At 46.5% G+C, this 16,621-nt stretch carries 16 protein-coding genes; 7 read left to right on the top strand and 9 right to left on the bottom strand.

Annotated features, from left to right (window positions below):
* Positions 1–185: 185 nt before the first annotated feature.
* Positions 186–2,048: an NAD(P)H-quinone oxidoreductase subunit F gene (locus ACLGGO_RS14715; protein ID WP_446419862.1), complete on the bottom strand. Its 1,863-nt coding sequence runs from the start codon at positions 2,046–2,048 to the stop codon at positions 186–188.
* 311 nt (positions 2,049–2,359) lie between these two features.
* Between ACLGGO_RS14715 and ACLGGO_RS14710 the strand changes: the two genes are divergently transcribed.
* Positions 2,360–2,557, top strand: a complete 198-nt coding sequence (locus ACLGGO_RS14710; protein ID WP_446419861.1) for a hypothetical protein — start codon at positions 2,360–2,362, stop codon at positions 2,555–2,557.
* A 30-nt stretch (positions 2,558–2,587) separates the two neighbouring features.
* Here the strand turns inward: ACLGGO_RS14710 and ACLGGO_RS14705 are convergent, their stop codons facing one another.
* The 4 genes from ACLGGO_RS14705 to ACLGGO_RS14690 all read right to left on the bottom strand — a co-directional run bounded on the left by ACLGGO_RS14705 (position 2,588) and on the right by ACLGGO_RS14690 (position 6,786).
* Complete coding sequence (locus tag ACLGGO_RS14705) at positions 2,588–4,126, bottom strand: hypothetical protein (RefSeq protein ID WP_446419860.1); 1,539 nt, start codon at positions 4,124–4,126, stop codon at positions 2,588–2,590.
* Positions 4,127–4,146: 20 nt separating this feature from the next.
* Positions 4,147–5,952: a proline--tRNA ligase gene (gene proS / locus ACLGGO_RS14700; protein ID WP_446419859.1), complete on the bottom strand. Its 1,806-nt coding sequence runs from the start codon at positions 5,950–5,952 to the stop codon at positions 4,147–4,149.
* Between the two features lie 217 nt (positions 5,953–6,169).
* Positions 6,170–6,355, bottom strand: coding sequence for a hypothetical protein (locus tag ACLGGO_RS14695; protein ID WP_446419858.1), 186 nt, complete (start codon positions 6,353–6,355; stop codon positions 6,170–6,172).
* Positions 6,356–6,516: 161 nt separating this feature from the next.
* Complete coding sequence (locus tag ACLGGO_RS14690) at positions 6,517–6,786, bottom strand: hypothetical protein (RefSeq protein ID WP_446419857.1); 270 nt, start codon at positions 6,784–6,786, stop codon at positions 6,517–6,519.
* 263 nt (positions 6,787–7,049) lie between these two features.
* Between ACLGGO_RS14690 and ACLGGO_RS14685 the strand changes: the two genes are divergently transcribed.
* On the top strand, positions 7,050–7,295 hold the full coding sequence (locus tag ACLGGO_RS14685; protein WP_446419856.1) for a helix-turn-helix domain-containing protein: 246 nt from the start codon (positions 7,050–7,052) through the stop codon (positions 7,293–7,295).
* Here ACLGGO_RS14685 and ACLGGO_RS14680 read toward each other — a convergent pair.
* Complete coding sequence (locus tag ACLGGO_RS14680) at positions 7,196–7,447, bottom strand: hypothetical protein (RefSeq protein ID WP_446419882.1); 252 nt, start codon at positions 7,445–7,447, stop codon at positions 7,196–7,198. The genes ACLGGO_RS14685 and ACLGGO_RS14680 overlap by 100 nt on opposite strands.
* Positions 7,448–7,561: 114 nt before the next feature.
* On the bottom strand, positions 7,562–8,044 hold the full coding sequence (locus ACLGGO_RS14675; RefSeq protein WP_446419855.1) for a hypothetical protein: 483 nt from the start codon (positions 8,042–8,044) through the stop codon (positions 7,562–7,564).
* Positions 8,045–8,345: 301 nt separating this feature from the next.
* Here ACLGGO_RS14675 and ACLGGO_RS14670 point away from each other — a divergent pair, with 301 nt between their 5' ends.
* On the top strand, positions 8,346–8,588 hold the full coding sequence (locus tag ACLGGO_RS14670) for a helix-turn-helix transcriptional regulator (RefSeq protein WP_446335816.1): 243 nt from the start codon (positions 8,346–8,348) through the stop codon (positions 8,586–8,588).
* Positions 8,589–8,607: 19 nt separating this feature from the next.
* Positions 8,608–8,832 (top strand): helix-turn-helix transcriptional regulator, encoded by a 225-nt coding sequence (locus tag ACLGGO_RS14665; protein ID WP_446419854.1) that lies wholly within the window; start codon positions 8,608–8,610, stop codon positions 8,830–8,832.
* Between the two features lie 7 nt (positions 8,833–8,839).
* Here ACLGGO_RS14665 and ACLGGO_RS14660 read toward each other — a convergent pair whose 3' ends face one another.
* A complete protein-coding gene (locus ACLGGO_RS14660; protein WP_446419853.1) occupies positions 8,840–9,007 on the bottom strand; it encodes a hypothetical protein in 168 nt (55 codons plus the stop codon).
* 102 nt (positions 9,008–9,109) lie between these two features.
* On the opposite strand from ACLGGO_RS14660, the gene ACLGGO_RS14655 reads away from it, so the two are divergent.
* Together ACLGGO_RS14655 and ACLGGO_RS14650 are read left to right on the top strand one after the other, a co-directional pair.
* Positions 9,110–9,502, top strand: a complete 393-nt coding sequence (locus ACLGGO_RS14655) for a hypothetical protein (protein WP_446419852.1) — start codon at positions 9,110–9,112, stop codon at positions 9,500–9,502.
* 676 nt (positions 9,503–10,178) lie between these two features.
* Positions 10,179–13,358 carry a beta strand repeat-containing protein gene (locus ACLGGO_RS14650; RefSeq protein WP_446419851.1) on the top strand — a complete coding sequence of 1,060 codons (3,180 nt, stop codon included), beginning with the start codon at positions 10,179–10,181 and terminating at the stop codon, positions 13,356–13,358.
* Positions 13,359–13,775: 417 nt separating this feature from the next.
* Here ACLGGO_RS14650 and ACLGGO_RS14645 read toward each other — a convergent pair whose 3' ends face one another.
* Positions 13,776–14,342 (bottom strand): PEP-CTERM sorting domain-containing protein, encoded by a 567-nt coding sequence (locus ACLGGO_RS14645; protein WP_446419850.1) that lies wholly within the window; start codon positions 14,340–14,342, stop codon positions 13,776–13,778.
* A gap of 235 nt (positions 14,343–14,577) precedes the next feature.
* Between ACLGGO_RS14645 and ACLGGO_RS14640 the strand changes: the two genes are divergently transcribed.
* A complete protein-coding gene (locus ACLGGO_RS14640; protein WP_446419849.1) occupies positions 14,578–16,302 on the top strand; it encodes a flavin monoamine oxidase family protein in 1,725 nt (574 codons plus the stop codon).
* Positions 16,303–16,621: the final 319 nt, after the last annotated feature.

The following is a 16,621-nucleotide window of genomic DNA, read 5'->3' as shown; positions in this document are numbered from 1 at the left end:
GCCATGGCACATCTCTACATTTAATATCCATCCAAACCGTAATCACATCCTTATCCTTAATCACCTCACTTTACACCTCATCCCAATCTTCCAAACCCCTCTGCGTTCCTCTGCGCTAACCTCTGCGAACCTCTGCGTTAAAAAAACACATCTTTCCCCACCAACAACTCCGACAAAAACGTCAATTATCCGCCAACAATCAGCGAAAGACGCGAAAGAATCGGCAAACTCAACAAAAATCCCAATAACGCCACACCCAACAAAATCGTCAAGGCATAAAACTGAGTTTGACCCGAAACATTATACTTCAAGCTTTGCCCACTAAACACCGTCATAAACCCAACTAAATTAACCAACCCATCCACAATATAACGGTCAACCCAGGAAATCGTTCTCGATATCAAATCAACCAAAAAAACCACCGTTACCCGATATAACTTCTGGGTATATAAATCGTAAGCAAAAAAGTCTTGCAGCGCCTTTGAACCAAATCGTATCGGCTTTTCAACTTGGTTACTCAGATACATATAAGCCGCCGCACCGCCACCAATCGCACTTGACAACACCAACGAACCCGCCACCGTCGGATTCAAGCTTACCCATTCCGGTAAAAGTTGCCAGGTTCCCAGGAGTAAAGGAACGTGCAGGGTAAACCCCATCAGGAGTATCATAGGGAAGACCATGGGCCAATGTACCTCAGGCGATCGCTGTGCCATTTGTTGAGGCTTTCCACCAAAGACTAAACCGAAGACACGGAATAGGCTAAACGAGGCTAAAGCATTCACGACTAACAAAAGGGCAAATAGCTTTGGGTGATTGGTAAACAAAGAGTCCCCCAACTGTAAAAACGCCCAAAATCCTCCCAAAGGTGGAACCGCAATCAAGCCAGCCGCACCCACCAGGTAAGACAACCCACAAGCAGGGCGTTTTGCCCATAACCCGCCCAATTGAGTCACATCCTGAGTAATACTGTTCCAAATAATCGCCCCTGTACTCATCACCAATAACCCCATGGCGACGGCGTAGGTCAACATTAATAACAGGGCGGTTTGGATTTGTCCCGTACCCACCGCAATAAACACCAATCCCAAATAAGCACTCACCAAATAGGACAGGGTACGCTTAATATCAACCTGTGCGATCGCGACCATCGTACCACCTACGGCTGTCACTCCACCAATCCAAATTATGGCGGATATAGCAACGGGAGATATAGCGATAACGGGTTGCAGTTTAATCAACACCCACGCCCCCGTACAAACCACCACGGCATTCCGTAAAATGGTGCTGGGAACGGGTCCTTCCATGGCTTCATCTAGCCACAAATGCAGGGGAAATTGGGCGCATTTACCCATGGGACCGGCAATTAATGCCAAACCCACCAATGTGGCTACTTTCGGATCAACATTAGCGGTACTTGCCCAGTCTGCCAATTGAGAAAAGTCCCAGGTTTTGGACAGGGGATAGATACCAATCACCCCCATTAATAGGACTAAATCTCCCACCCGTTTGGTCAGGAATGCATCTCTGGCACCGGTTACCACCAAGGATTGATTAAACCAAAATCCGACTAAAAGATAGGTTCCCAGAGTGAGAACTTCCAGGATAATGTAGCTAAAAAACAAAGAATTGCAAAGGACAAGGGCGCACATTCCCGCTTCAAACAATGCCAGAAAGGAATAGAACCGCGCCCATCCCCAATCGGTTTCTAGGTAACCAATGGCATAAATTTGTGCCAAGAGGTTTAAGCCAGTAATTACCATCGTCGCCCCAATCGTGACGGCTGAGATTTCTAGGGGAATGGATAAATCCAAATCAACCACTTGTAGCCACGGAATCACAACCGATTGGGCAGGTTGATTCCAGATGGCGAGTAATGCCAATACCCCATGCAAAAAGGCAATGAAGGTCATCAACAGATTAATATAGCCTGCGGGTCTAGGTCCAGTCCGATTGATAATCGCCGGTGACCAAGGGACGGCTAAAATTGCGCCTAATAGGGCATAGCAAGGTATTAACCAGGCAGAGTCAAGGAAAAACTGAGTCATCGGTATGATCTCGTGGGTGTATACAAAGCCTCTCTTCAGTGGTATTGAACCTGAAGAAACCCTGATAGACAGGTATTTTTACTTAACGATTAATTTTTTTTAAGTTTTCTAAGCTTAGTGTATAGTGTAATGGGTCGAGGGTAAAGTTTAAACAAAGCAATTAGACAATTTGACAATCGCAGCGATAATCCCCATCTATCAAAGCGCGAGGGTTTACCAGACGCGCCATGGCACGTCTGGGAGTAGGCTAAGAGAACTCACCCACTCTGCCAAGATGCAGACGCGATCGCATAGAAGAAGACGCTTCAGATATGGGAAAATGGATAGGCTTACTGGGATTACTGATATTATCGTGCACTGTGGCATTTCCGGCTGAGGCGTCGGTGTGTCACATGATCAAGGATCACTCGATTTGTATCGTGAGTATCAAGCGCTCCGCCAAGTATTATTGGCAGTATCGAGCCGCCGTGAGTATTGATGGGGTAATAGCTTATAAAGGGGGTGGCTAACCCGGATTTGGTATTACCCTGTGTTCTAGGCTAAGCGTCTTTGTGATCAGAACGTAGTGTTTCAGAACCTACCGGATCATCAAGTTTAGGTAACTTGAGCAAAACCCCAGCAAAAAACCAATAATAAACCTCCACCGGATCAACGGCTAAGGGATAATAATAGGTGTTATAACTAATAAATAAAACAAACACCCAAAGACACAACCCTAAACGTTGTAAAGACGCATCTTGCACCGACCGATATGTCTTAAACGTAAGAAACGTCAGCAATGAAACCAGCGCCAGAAAAGCCACAACCCCAACCGGACCAATTTCATAAAACAATTTGGCATAAAAAGTTTCAATCAGTTGAGTTTCCCCCAAGCGACGCGCCGCATTAGTCGCTCGTCCTAAACCATGTCCTAACCAGCCCTGTTGTTTACTCAACACCCACTGAAATTGATTCAGCATAAACGTAGGAGGTGGAGACGCCTCCCAGCGATCAACTAAACTAATCACCCGTTCTTCCACCTTTCCCAAGGTTTGAGTAATCCAAATCGCTAAAAGAACACCAATTCCTAATTTAATCGGTAGCCATCCTTTATGCTGATCTGTGAGTAATAATAACAGAACAAACGTCGCCGGAACGATCGCCAGAGCAATGCGTTGACCCGAAATTACCGCCACCGCCAAGACTGCAACCATCGCCACCCAACCCACGAGTCGCCACCGACGAGATGAATCACTAACACTCGCCCCATAGGTGAAAAAAGCGCTGGAAATGAGAAACCAACCCCATTGCCACGGTGCAACAAATGTTCCAGGTAAACGAATTAACCCAACTTTAGGATTGTATAACAGAGAACCGCCGACTAAACATCTTGCCTGTAAACTGGCTCTGTAGACAGCTTCTCCCGTCAAACTATTGTTACTGGGACATAAACCTGTAACCAGCCACAGATATTGGAGAAACGCCAAGCTACAGCAGATAAGGATCACAATTAGGTGCAAACGAGTCAGGAAAAATAAATCCGTGCGATCGCGAATTAGATAATATCCACACAGAAGTAGGGGAATATACCCAACCAGCCCTTTTAAACCCAGAATTCCCATCAGAAACGGACTTCCCTGAACCTGGGGATCGAACTGCTGCGGTAAATTAACCAACCCGAAGGTAATTAACGCCACCGCTAGCACAAGTGCGATCGCGATTAATAAGGGTTTGAAAATCGATTGCGGTAGTAGTTTCCAGAAAGATTCCCGCGACTGAATCAGGGCGATTAGGGCGGGAAGGTAAAACGCATCTTTAATCAGATGAAATAGGGGATGATTTTCGGAGTAGGTGATTCTCTCACCCATTGATTGGTAAACATCGCCTAGAGAATAGATAATGCTACCACTAAAGGGAAGATAGATTAATAGTCCCCATAATCCGATTCGGGGATACTTATAGGAAAGAATTGAGAAAAAAACAATGGCAGTACAGGCAATACCTGTCTGAAATCCACCGACTAGACCCAACATGACACCAATAAAGGCAGAAATATAAAGTGCCACTATAATGAATCGAGTCAGTGCTGCCTTATTCATTTCAGTATTAATTGTGGAGGTTACGTTAATGCCGTATCAAGCCATTGTTTAACCGTAGAAGCCACCTGATCCAAAGGCAATTCTTGAGACTGGTGAGTTGCCCGCATTACAACTTCCACTTTACCCTGTTTGAGCGATCGCCCAGTGACAATGCGATAGGGAATGCCAATTAGATCAGCGTCTTTGAACTTCACACCCGCCCGTTCATCGCGGTCATCGAATAGAGTTTCTACACCAGCTTGCCATAACTGTTGGTAAAGTGTCTCGGCGGCGTCCATCTGTTTGGCGTCGGAGATATTGGGAACGGTAATAATCGCGTGATACGGTGCGATCGCGGGTGACCAAATAATTCCATCCTGATCATAGGATTGTTCAACCGCCGCTTGCGCCAGTCGCGATACGCCTACACCATAACATCCCATATAAAGGGGATTTTCTTCCCCGGCTTCGTTGGTGTACGTCGCACCCATGGCTTTAGAGTATTTTGTGCCTAACTGGAAGATATGTCCGGCTTCAATCCCCCTAGCGCTGTGTAGAATTTGGCTGGGGTCATGAATCGCGCGATCGCCTGCTTTGGCTGTCCGCAAATCTACCACCTGTTTAGGTAAGGCGAAGGGTTCACCCCAATTCGCACCAACGACGTGATAGTTGGTTTCGTTCGCCCCAGTGACAAAATTTTTCAAGTCAACCCCTGTATTATCGACTAAGCGTAAAAATTGGGGGGCTACGTCGCTACTGGGGCGGATGTAATCATCCTCTAAATCTGGGGCGATATAGCCGACAGGGAGGGGTTTAGACGCCCATTTTGCCTGGGTAGTGGCGTCGGGAACGGTTAGGGCGATGAGGGCGTTGGCTTTATAGCGATCGGCTAAACGAATTAATTCATTTTGCAGCTTCACCTCGTTAACCTCTTGATCGCCTCGGATACTGATGATTACCAGTACTGTCATCCCATTGTCATAAACGGCTTGATAGAGGACGTTTTTTAAGACATTGGTTGGGGAACAGTTGAGGAATTTACACAGGGAGTCGATGGTGGGTGTGTTTGGGGTTTCCCGTTTTTCGTAAGTCTCAAAGGGAGACGGTTCAGCATCAGCCGGGAGGGAACTGGCTTTTTCTACGTTGGCAGAATAGTTACCATCCTCAGTGTAGAGAATCTCATCTTCTCCAATATCCGCCAGAATCATAAATTCTTGGGAACCAGAACCGCCAATCGCCCCTGGATCAGCTTCTACGGCGCGAAAGGCTAAACCGCAACGGGTGATCATGTTGCGATAGGCTTGATCCATGTCCTGATAGGTTTTTTTCAGGCTTTCTTCATCGGTGTGGAAGGAATAGCCATCTTTCATAATGAATTCTCGTCCCCGCATCAGTCCAAAGCGAGGGCGGATTTCATCTCTAAACTTGGTTTGAATTTGGTAAAGGTGGAGGGGAAGTTGGCGATAGGAACGGATCATCTCACGGGCGATGGTGGTGATTACCTCTTCGTGAGTTGGTCCGAGTCCGAGTTCTCGGTTTTGGCGATCGGTGAGGGCGAACATGATCCCCTCTGCTTTAGTATAGGTGTCCCAGCGCCCAGATTCTTTCCAAAGGTCAGAGGGTTGGAGTTGGGGAAGTAAGCATTCTTGTGCGCCGGTGGCGTCCATTTCTTCCCGGACGATTTGGGAGACTTTTTGGAGAACGCGCCACATCAGGGGGAGATAAGCGTAGATTCCGCTACCGATGCGACGGATATAGCCGGCGCGAACCAGGAGTTTATGGCTGGGGATTTCGGCTTCGGCTGGGTCTTCCCGGAGGGTGACGAGTAGCATTTGAGAGAGTCGCATCGTTAGGTTCCCTTTTTTGTGATGATCGATCTCTCAGTTTAGAGTATTGGCTGTCCGGGTTAGGCGGGAAGAGGGGATTGGGTCTTTCTTTCTACAATATATGGCGCAATGAAGGGAGATTGTGTAGGGGCGGGTTTCACTACTATCTTTTCGGTTGTACCCAGATGTGACTAAACCCGCCCCGACTTTCGCCGATTTAGAGACTTCCTCTGAAAAATCAGGATGAGGTGCGGTGCGATCGCAAGTTAGCATGAGTGTAGTACATCGGCAAGGTTAAAACGGTGGTCAAGTATTTTCTCAAACCCTTATGAGAGTAGCGATTCAGAAAAAATTTTACCCACAACTTTAAGCTTGCCAGCCTAGTAGGGTGGGCATTGCCCACCAGCCTTAAGGAGCGTGCCATTCTACTTAGATTATTATTTAGGAGCAGGATCTATGCCTAGCTTTAAGGATTCGGCTTCAAAATTGTTAATGCAAGATTCTAATATACCTAGCATAAACTTAACACCGAACTCAATTATCGGGGGTGTAGTATAGAAATTGCCCAAGTATGTAGGTTGCCTTTCATTCGGTTGTGCGCCCACATCCCCGATGCTCCAAAATAGAACGAATCATCGCTAAAAGTCGCTCTCGCTGTGGCGTCCCATCATTGGGTAACAGACTCCACTCATTGATTGGCGCAGGTAGCCAAGCCAACTTGTAAGTCACTGAATCTTTGCGAATGTGCCAAGACAAGCGGCGTGGCTGTTTGCAGCAGTTGAACCCATCTGAACGAAAAGACGCAACGATCCTGTAGCCTTCAGCTTGCAGGCGAAGCCATTGAGAATGTTTCATTGTTATGATGATTGTGATTGTTTTTTGAGAAAGGGCGATCTGGCACAAACAATATGCGATCGCCCGTTATTTCTGGAAAATACGCATCCGGTGTTAAAGCCTTGAATTAGAACTCGTCGTCTTTCCCATCACCTCCTAATCTGGCGTCGTGTGAGAAACTACCCATAGAGAGACAGGGAAACAGGGAGTATAGGGACTTCCCTTGCGCGTTTCCCATTCACCTTTTTGCTTTAACTGTGCGTTTCGCATAGTCACTTGATAAGATGGTAGAACATCCAAACTCAAATAGCAACCCTAAATTGACAACTCTCAAAGAACTTCGTGAGTACTTAGGGTTAACACAGGAGGAACTAGGACAAGCACTTGGGATAACGGCTAGTACTATCAGTCGCTATGAACGTGGTCAACATCAGCGCATTAAGTTCACTTTTTCCCAAATAAAGCGGCTACAAGCTTTATTGGAACAGGGGGGACTCTCAATCAACGACTTACCCGATGATATTGACTGAGGCGGTATCAGTTCATCCGGTGTCTCAAAACTAGCCAGCAACAGGGATAGAGTAAGACTCAGAGAGGGTGTGCGATCGCGTGTTTTGGGGTAGAGAATGCGATCGCGCGTTTTGGGGTGGAGAATGCGATCGCGCTTTTCTCCTTCCCACATTACAAAACAACCTGACTGTAGGGGCTTCCTGGCATACGCCCATCAAATTATCGGATTGAACCGCAACTTGAGAGGGCGCAAGACGAGGCGCCCCTACCAAAATTGGATGCAATGTCACTCTTGAGCGCTAGAAGTTACCGCATCCGCATCAAAAACCACCTCAAACTGTGCATCAGGCATCCACTTTGCCAAAAAGCGCTGGTGATTTTGGGCTTCTGTGCGGCTGTAGAATCGAGCAACCGTATAATGTTGAGCATTGGGCAAAAGCCTAACCAGTGTCCAGGGATAATATTGTTGATTCCAAAAGCTATTGTTAGACTTTGGGAATGGTTCGGTTGTGCGCCCACATCCCCGATGCTCCAAAATAGAACGAATCATCGCTAAAAGTCGCTCTCGCTGTGGCGTTCCATCATTAGGTAACAGACTCCACTCATTGATTGGTGCGGGTAGCCAAGCCAACCGATAAGTCATCGAATCTTTGCTAATGTGCCAAGACAGGTGGCGTGGCTGTTTGCAGCAGTTGAACCCATCAGAACGAAAAGACGCAACAATCCTGTCGCCTTCAGCTTGCAGGCGAAGCCATTGAGAATGTTTCATTGTTATGATGATTGTGATTGTTTTTTGAGAAAGGGCGATCATTTGGCATAAACGTAAATATGCGATCGCCCCTTATCTATGGAAGGCTTTCTCCGGACTTACGCACGAGGCGATTGAAATCGCAGCTACACATAAGTTTGTACAGCCCCATGCTTGAACATGAGGGCAACGTGCTTCGTGTGAGAAACTACCCATAGAGGGATAGGGAAACAGGAAGTATGGGGACTTCCCTTATGCGTTTCCCTATCACTTGTGTTTGTTTATGGTCATTAAAGTGACCGAATGTCACTTACCTAATAGAATGGTAAACTATAAAAACTCAGAACGCAACCCAGAATTGCCAATTCTTAAGGAAGTAAGAGAGCGACTGGGAATGACCCAGGAACAAATAGCTGACTGCTTGGGAATATCGCGCAGAACAGTCATCCGTCATGAAGCAGGCGAACGAGTCATAAAACTGAACTTTGCTCAGATCCGACGATTGAAAGAACTTCTCGAACAGGCGGGAATGTCAATTGATGACTTACCCGATAATATTGACTGAGGCGATATCAGTTCATCGGATGTCTCAAAACTCTAACTTGCCAACTCTTAGACAAGTTCGTGAACGCCTGAATATGACTCAGGAAGAATTTGCGCGTGAACTGGGGACAACAACCAGAACCATTGGACGTCACGAAAGAGGAGAACACAAGCTGAAGCTGACTTTAGGGCAAATCAAACGTTTGAAAGAGCTTCTGGAACAGGCGGGAATGTCAATTGATGACTTACCCGATGATATTGACTGAGGCGGTATCAGTTCATCCGGTGTCTCAAGACTAGGCAGCAACAGCGATAGAGTGAGGCTGAGAGAGGGTGTGCGATCGCGTGTTTTGGGGTAGAGTGCGATCGCTCCAAAAAGCTTTCCCACGTTACCGTTGCTTTATAATCACAGGAGTCTAACCCTAATCTAGGTGCGCTCAAAATTCAATTGACTACTATTGGCTCCTATCAAGTAAAAGTCCAACTTCAATCTGCTGGTGAGCAATTGGCGGTGCTTTCTCCCGCTACAGAAGAGGAATGGATATGCCTTCAGATTTTTACGAACAGCAGCAGCCACCTTCTGTCAAAGACATGAACGGGAATGGGGAGTCCCAAACCTTCTTGAGTCGTGATCAAGTGAGGGCGGGGACAAAAGTTGTTATGAGTCATGCTCAACGGCAAGAATTTCTCAAAACATCACCCCTTGGTCAGGTGTTCGGTGTTGCGGATTTGCTCCCTGAAGTTAAACAAGTGATGCAGGACGCGCCAACGGTATCTTTACGATTGAAACGTGTAAAGATACCGTTGGCGACAAATCAAACACCTGGAAGAACTCTTAGAAAAAGCGGGAATGTCAATCGGCAACTTACCCGACCATATCCATTGAAGCCGTATCCGTTCATCCGGTGTCTCAAGACTAGCCAGCAACAGCGATAGAGCAAGACTAAGAAACAGTGTGTCCCCTTTCTCCCCCCCGTGCAACAAGAGCGAAGCATCCTCTGGCTTCCCCCTTTTTAAGGGGGACGGGAGGGGGATCTCAAGGGGGACGGGAGGGGGATCTCAAGGGGGGATGGGGGTTAGGGGATGAGGGTGGAGCTTCTGACACCAGAAAACACGATTCACAGAATTTTCACATAAATCCAGCCATTCTTCATCAACGCTTATCCCAGAAGCCTCTGTGGAGCAGTTATGCTACTAGTTAAGACGATATACATCGCTTACTCCCAAGTTGCAATTAGTGTATCTCACTCCTTATCCCGTTCTCAGTGGATCGAGAACGGGATTTTCCATTTAGGGATGGTACCATTTTGCTCAATCAAAAGGGATAGGGTTTTGGGATCAATAACAACGGACAAAGGAGGCATGACCTAACTTTACAGAAACTTTATCGATTTTTTATATAAACTTCATCGCAGCTATACACAACTCCGGCAAATTACATCCATAATAAAAACATAGATGAAATCTTTTTCCCACCCTTGGACAAGTCCCCTTTCGGGGATTTTTTTTTAGCAATGTAACTTAACAGAACTTCAAACCAGAATCCCCTTTACCGGATTCTCAAAACCAATACCTGTAAAAGGGGGTGACGATTGTAATCACCCTCTAATTAATGAAAATCTCCGCTCAAGCCCTCTGTGTTGGATTACTATTTTCTGGAGGGTTAACGTCCCCTGTCATCGCCCAAATGCCTGAGTCTGAAATCGATGCGCCACGTTTACCAACTCAGGGAACTGCCACAGATTTGAGAGTTTTACCCCGTATAGGCGGTGAGTTTACCACTGAAGGCGCAGGCTATCAAGACCCATTTTTTAGTCTGGAAGGCTTTGTTCCGATTACTCAGAATCCCGGAAGTACCCTAACATTTCTAGAGGGACAATTACGCCTGTTAACCGACTCCACGATGGGCGGAACTATCCTCCTCGGACAACGGTTCTACAATTCCTCTCAAAACCGGATTTTGGGAGGCTACCTTTCCTACGATACCCGTGATACAGGAAACAGCATCTTTCACCAAATTGGTGCGGGGTTTGAACGACTAGGAGAGGATTGGGATTTGCGAGTGAATGCTTATTTGCCAGTCGGTGAACGCCGCCAAAAGGTGGATGAGTCGTTCTCCCTGCGCGGATTTGGGCAGAATAATTTACTCCTCAATCATCGCCAGCACTTTGAAGCGGCGATGGCTGGATTTGATATTGAAGCGGGGGGACGGTTGTTGCGACTGGGGGAAGGAGATTTACGGGGATATGCGGGGGTTTATTATTACGGTGGGGAGGGAACCGATAATACCATTGGGATTCGAGGGCGCTTGGAAGCACATCCCACGGATTATCTGAATCTGGGCTTATCGGTGCAAACTGATCAAATTTTTGACACTCGGATTGTCCTTAGTTTAGGCGCAACCTTCCCCGGAACCCGCCCCCGTGGGGTTGAACCCGCCAGCGCTTTGGCGCGTATGGGAGAATCGGTGGGACGTATTGCAACTATTATTGTTGATGAACAAACGGAAAATGGACAAGTCGCGGCGATAAACCCCAAAACCGGTCAACCTTGGCAGTTTCAGCATGTCACCTTGGGGATGAGTACAGGAAATGGTACGTTTGAAACGCCCTTTGGTACAGTGCAGAATGCATTGAGTGTGGCTGGGGCTAATGAGATTGTCTATGTACAGGTGGGTACAACTTCCGAGATGGAGGGTTTTCAGCTAGCTGATGGGGTAGCGGTACTCTCAGCAGGTTCAGTCCAACGGATTGATACTCAGCAACTGGGTACGGTGCAGTTACCTTTATCTGGAAGCGGTCAGTTTCCCACGGTTACGGGAACGGTGACCCTAGGAAATAATACCACCCTTACTGGGTTTGCGATCGCGAATGTCACCGGCAACGGTATCCAAGGCGCGAATATTGAGAATGTGACGATTCAAGATAACCGCATCGCTAACGCCACAGGACAAGGGATTAGTCTCATCGATGTCACCGGAACCAGTGCTATCGCCCGTAATAGTATCACAAATAGCGGTCAGCAGGGCATTTTTATTCAAGCTTCGGGAACCACTCAACAAGAACTCACCCTCGATAGTAACCAAATTCGTGATAGTGGCGCTCAAGGTGTTTTTATTCAAGCCTCCGGCGAGGTGCAACAGCAATTAACCGCAACCAATAATCAAATTAGTAATAGTGTTGGTCAAGGATTTTATCTGGCTGCTAATAATAATAGTCGCCAAACTTTTGAGGTTTTTAACACAAGCATTAGTAACACCGCCCTCGATGCAAATGGGGATGGGGGTCAAGGTCTTTTTCTGCAAGCCAATGCCAGCGCCCAGCAAATCTTAACCCTAGATACCTTAACGGTTACGGAAAGTGCAGGTCAAGGCATCTTTATCGCGGCAAATGGGAATGAAGATGACCTAACCCAGCAATCTGTCCAAGATTTCAACCTCAGCAATGCCACCGTTAGCGAAAGTACAGGACAGGGGATTTTTATTGCGGCTAATAATAACAGTCAACAAAGCTTTAATATTGATGCCAGTACAATTAACCAGACTCGCCCCGACAGTAATGGGGATGGGGGTCAAGGTGTCTTTATTCAGGGAAATCGCGTCGCGGTTCAAGACTTTATCCTCAACAGTACCACAGTTACCAATAGCGCTGGACAAGGTATTTTAATTGCTACTAATGGCGATGAAAATGACTTAACTGCCCAATCAAGACAGGAGTTTCAACTCAATAACACTCAAATTAGTGATACCGTGGGTCAGGGTATTTTTATTGCCGCGAACAATAACAGTGAACAAGTCTTTAATCTCGACAGCAGCACGATTAGGAATGTTGGACTCGATGCCCAAGGCGAAGGCGGACAGGGGATTTTTGTACAAGGTAACCGTTTGGCAGTCCAGGAGTTCCAGATTAATAGTCCCACGATAACCAATAATGCTGGACAGGGTATTTTTGTTGCCACGAATGGGGATGCAAACGACCTCAGCGTTCAGTCGCGGCAAGAGTTTGGCATCACAGATGCCCAGATTACTGATAGTACAGGTCAGGGTATTTTTATGAGTGCTAATAATAATGGCTCTCAAAACTTTGAGATTAAAAATAGTACAATTGATGGCACAAAATTGAATGCTCTAGACAGTGGGGGTCAAGCTGTTTTTGTCCAAGCTAATAGTATTGCTCAACAAGACTTCACGATTAATAATGTCCAAATTAGTGATAGTCAGGGTCAAGGTATTTTTGTCGCGGCGAATGGGGATGAAGAGAATCTAGAACAGCAATCTCAGCAACGGTTTCAGATTAGCAATGTTCAGATTACTAATAGCACTGGGCAGGGAATTTTTGTATCCGCGAATAATAATAGCAGACAAGAGTTTGACATTGAAACCAGTACAATTAGGGGTACAATTCCTACCAGTGGAACTGATGGGGGTCAGGGTATTTTTGTCCAGGGAAATGCTGTCGCGGTGCAGGATTATCGGATCAATAATACTACGATTACCGATAATGTTGGTCAAGGTATATTTTTGCAAGGGAATGGCAATGCTCAAACGATTGCTGATGTTGAGTTGACAATTTTGGACAAAAATGCTATCCCAGGATTTAATGCCGTACTCAATAGCGATCGCACGTTCTGCCTAGCCCTAACTGAGAATATTAGCACGACAGAGTTCCAGCTTCAGCGCAATGATGGCACATTCAAGGTCGTTAATCTCGATAATCTCCCTCAAAGTAATACAGGAACCATTAATTTTGCCCCCAGCCAGGATGATTTTACCCCCGTTCCCCAGTGTAATTGAAGGTAGAAGGGGAGATGGGGTATTCGTAGGGGCGAAGCATTCGCGCCCAAATCTACCGGTTTTCTACCAAAGTCTCAACGCGAATGCTTCGCCCAATCCCCAACCACCAATGACGAAAAACAAATGACCATTTTGTCAAGATCAGTTTCAGATCAGCAGCGAAGTGTGCCAGAACTGATCTAGAAGATCGTATAGCTTATAAGTCATTATAAAAGTAGCAAGACTCCAGATGCAGTCATCAACCAAATAACTCTGCCTGAAGGAGAAAAGCATACACCCTGATACTTGTCCTCAGCCTTTCACAGAAAGCGCTGAGGTTTTTCGTATATGGGGAATTGCACCTAGTCCTTAAACACTAAGCTAGCTTCATGGTTCATGGTTCATAGCAATCCGCAATCAACGATGAACCATTAACAATCAACGATGAACCCTAAACTTTGTTCTTACCAACCAGCCAAAACCCAAAATGCCAAGCCCTAAAACAGCGCTAGGTTCTGGAACAGAAGCCGAGGGGGGACGCAAGGAGTAGGTTACATTGCCATTGCCCACCTCAAAGGAGGTTTCATCGATATAGTTAAACTCGTCTCCTCCTCCCAAACCAGTTGGGTTGTCGCCAAATATGGAGAAAATAGCGCCATTCGAGACTGTATATTGCAATCCCACTAGGCTTCCCTGGTTAAATTCGACAAAGGGAAAACCAAAGTCAACTAGATTGTCATCAGCTTCGGTATAGGTAACCCCCAAAAAGTCAAAGGAAATCGACAATCCCTCTGCAATTCCCACCGATTCGACCCCACTTCCGTTTAAAGTCGAGTCATCGTAGCTGAAAAATCCCTGATATTGGGTATCGGTCAACAGACCTGTGGTCACATCCACCGTGAAATCGTAGGTAATGATCGCCGCTTGTGCCGAGTTAGCCTCTATTGCGGCAAAGCTCAAAGCTAATCCAGCAGTAACAATCGCTAATTTTTGGTAGTTCTTCACCCTATTCCTCCAGTTTGGCTCTGTTGCAATCTGATAGAAAACTTAAATCTGTGTATTTGTTTTATCGTAAAGCTTTAACACCATAACGGCTGGTGGAGAACAAGTCTTTACAAAATCTTCATAAAAGGGTCAAAAATCTTTACAAAATCGGGATGTACAAGTGTTCCTCTACGCCCATATAGTTAATAAATATCAAAACTGAATCAAAAAAATTTAAAACAGGTAAGGGTAAAAAATGGCTAAATCTCCCCTGATCAAAATCCTGCGTCAAGCCTACAAAATTGCTCAGATATCCCGAAAAACAGGTATTCCCCCTGCTGAGGTGATTGGCAACCTGAACCTGAAAACGAAAACATCTCGTCGCCGTTTGTTACAAGGTGGTTTAGCCTTAGCTGGAGCCGCTGCGGCTACGACTTTTCGGCGGGATGGGCATCGTGCTGTGGCACAACCTGGTGTATCCCCCGTCTTGGTGGTGGGTGCAGGAATTGCTGGATTGACCGCTGCCTATCGCTTGCAGCAAGCTGGGGTTCCCGTGAATGTGATTGAGGCGAGGAACCAAGTCGGCGGTCGGATTCGGACTGTGCCTAATGCCATCGATACCCCATTTCTGGTAGAACTGGGTGGAGAATTTATCAATACTGATCACGTTTACATAAAAAAACTGGCAACAGAACTTGGGTTTAACCTGGTTGATCGACAACTCAGTGAGCAAGGATTGATACCAGAAATTTACTTCTTTGAAGGACGCCAAGTTCCGATCGCGCAAATTATCACGGAATTTGCACCTGTTGCGGAACAGATGAACGCCGATTTAGAGGCGATCGACAATTTTGAAAACTACACGACCATCTTTCCAGCAATAAAAACGTTAGATAATCTTTCAATTAGCGCGTATTTAACAGGTGTTGGTGCAACACCTCTAATCCAACGGCTCATTGAGGTGGCTTACACCGTGGAATATGGTCGAGAAGCCCAAGAACAATCCTGTTTAAATCTCCTGTATTTGATCGGCACTGAACCGGGTGAATTTAGTCTTTTAGGTACAAGTGACGAGCGTTTCTACATTGAGGGAGGGAATCAGCAAATTCCCCGGCGACTGGCACAGTTATTGGGGCGTTCTGTGGAAACAGGGACGGTTTTAGAATCAATCAGGAGCCGCTCAGATGGCCGTTACCGGGTAGGATTAAGATCTGGGGGTAGAACTGATGAGCGCACCTATGAACGGATTGTGCTGACTTTGCCATTTAGCGTACTACGCACCATTGAGCTGGACGTAGATTTACCGCCAGTGAAACAGTTAGCTATTAATAGTATTGGCTATGGCACGAATTCTAGATTAATCACGGGCTACACGGAAAAAATTTGGCGAACCCGTTATGAATCCATCGGCAATGTCTATGCTGACCTAGGGTTTCAAACTATAAACGAGGTGAGTCATAGTATCTCTACATCCCAGAGTGCTGGCTTGCTCGTTAACTTACCTGGAGGACGCCAAGGCTTAGCGATCGGAACAGCAACGCCTGAAGTTCACGCCCGAAGACTATTACCGCAATTAGAGCAGATTTTCCCTGGTATTAGTGCCACTCGGATTCCAGGTAAAGCTGTCCGCTCCTACTGGCCCGGTGAGCAATATAGCCGTGGGTCTTATTCGTGCTATTTGGTGGGACAATGGACTCAGATGTACGGCGCAGAAGGAGAACGAGTCGGTAATCTCTTTTTTGCTGGCGAACACACTTCCCTGGAATATCAAGGCTATATGGAAGGGGGTTGTGAAACGGGTGAACGTGCGGCTGAGGAAATCTTGGCAGATCTAGCCGGGGCTTCACCCAGAACTCGAGTCAACCGCGTACCCCTAAGGCGCGATCGCTTCCGTCCGTTTGATCGCCAGCAGCGGCAACAGCGGCGGCAACAACGGCAACAGCGTCTACAGCAGCTTCAGCCACTTCAGCCGCGTCGGTAAGATTTCTGCTTCCATCCAAACTTCCTATTCCCTTCCCGGTAGAAGATTACCTATTTTTCTCTTCCCCAGCTCCCCCTGATTCCCCTGCTTCCCTTGCTCCGATTTTCAGTGAATGTAGATAGAAGCGGAAACCATGCTGAAACTGAGTTCATTTTTCATCGCTAATCTTGCCTTACTACTGCCAGGACTAATTTTCCATCGTCCCTTATTACTGGAGTTTAGACTAAATTCAAAACTACACCACATATAGGGTGGTTGCTCGAAAATTTTTGTAAACTTACCGCTATCTGTGACATTAGTCTAAAGTCCAACCCTTCTT

Origin of the sequence: Coleofasciculus sp. (assembly GCF_046565525.1) — a bacterium.
Lineage (GTDB): Bacteria > Cyanobacteriota > Cyanobacteriia > Cyanobacteriales > Coleofasciculaceae > Coleofasciculus.
The sequence above is the reverse complement of the archived record's forward strand: the minus strand, read 5'-3'. Positions and strand labels throughout refer to the sequence as shown.

Bases quoted from the DNA above. Each gene is read 5' to 3' on its own strand.
- ACLGGO_RS14695 (WP_446419858.1), bottom strand. From the start codon at position 6,355: ATGGCACGCTCCTTAAGGCTGGTGGGCAATGCCCACCCTACTAGGCTG.
- ACLGGO_RS14655 (WP_446419852.1), top strand. From the start codon at position 9,110: ATGCCTTCAGATTTTTACGAACAGCAGCAGCCACCTTCTGTCAAAGAC.
- ACLGGO_RS14705 (WP_446419860.1), bottom strand. From the start codon at position 4,126: ATGAATAAGGCAGCACTGACTCGATTCATTATAGTGGCACTTTATATT.
- ACLGGO_RS14715 (WP_446419862.1), bottom strand. From the start codon at position 2,048: ATGACTCAGTTTTTCCTTGACTCTGCCTGGTTAATACCTTGCTATGCC.
- ACLGGO_RS14665 (WP_446419854.1), top strand. From the start codon at position 8,608: ATGTCTCAAAACTCTAACTTGCCAACTCTTAGACAAGTTCGTGAACGC.
- ACLGGO_RS14675 (WP_446419855.1), bottom strand. From the start codon at position 8,044: ATGAAACATTCTCAATGGCTTCGCCTGCAAGCTGAAGGCGACAGGATT.
- proS (WP_446419859.1), bottom strand. From the start codon at position 5,952: ATGCGACTCTCTCAAATGCTACTCGTCACCCTCCGGGAAGACCCAGCC.
- ACLGGO_RS14685 (WP_446419856.1), top strand. From the start codon at position 7,050: ATGGTAGAACATCCAAACTCAAATAGCAACCCTAAATTGACAACTCTC.
- ACLGGO_RS14640 (WP_446419849.1), top strand. From the start codon at position 14,578: ATGGCTAAATCTCCCCTGATCAAAATCCTGCGTCAAGCCTACAAAATT.
- ACLGGO_RS14650 (WP_446419851.1), top strand. From the start codon at position 10,179: ATGAAAATCTCCGCTCAAGCCCTCTGTGTTGGATTACTATTTTCTGGA.
- ACLGGO_RS14670 (WP_446335816.1), top strand. From the start codon at position 8,346: ATGGTAAACTATAAAAACTCAGAACGCAACCCAGAATTGCCAATTCTT.
- ACLGGO_RS14680 (WP_446419882.1), bottom strand. From the start codon at position 7,447: ATGTGGGAAGGAGAAAAGCGCGATCGCATTCTCCACCCCAAAACGCGC.
- ACLGGO_RS14710 (WP_446419861.1), top strand. From the start codon at position 2,360: ATGGGAAAATGGATAGGCTTACTGGGATTACTGATATTATCGTGCACT.
- ACLGGO_RS14690 (WP_446419857.1), bottom strand. From the start codon at position 6,786: ATGAAACATTCTCAATGGCTTCGCCTGCAAGCTGAAGGCTACAGGATC.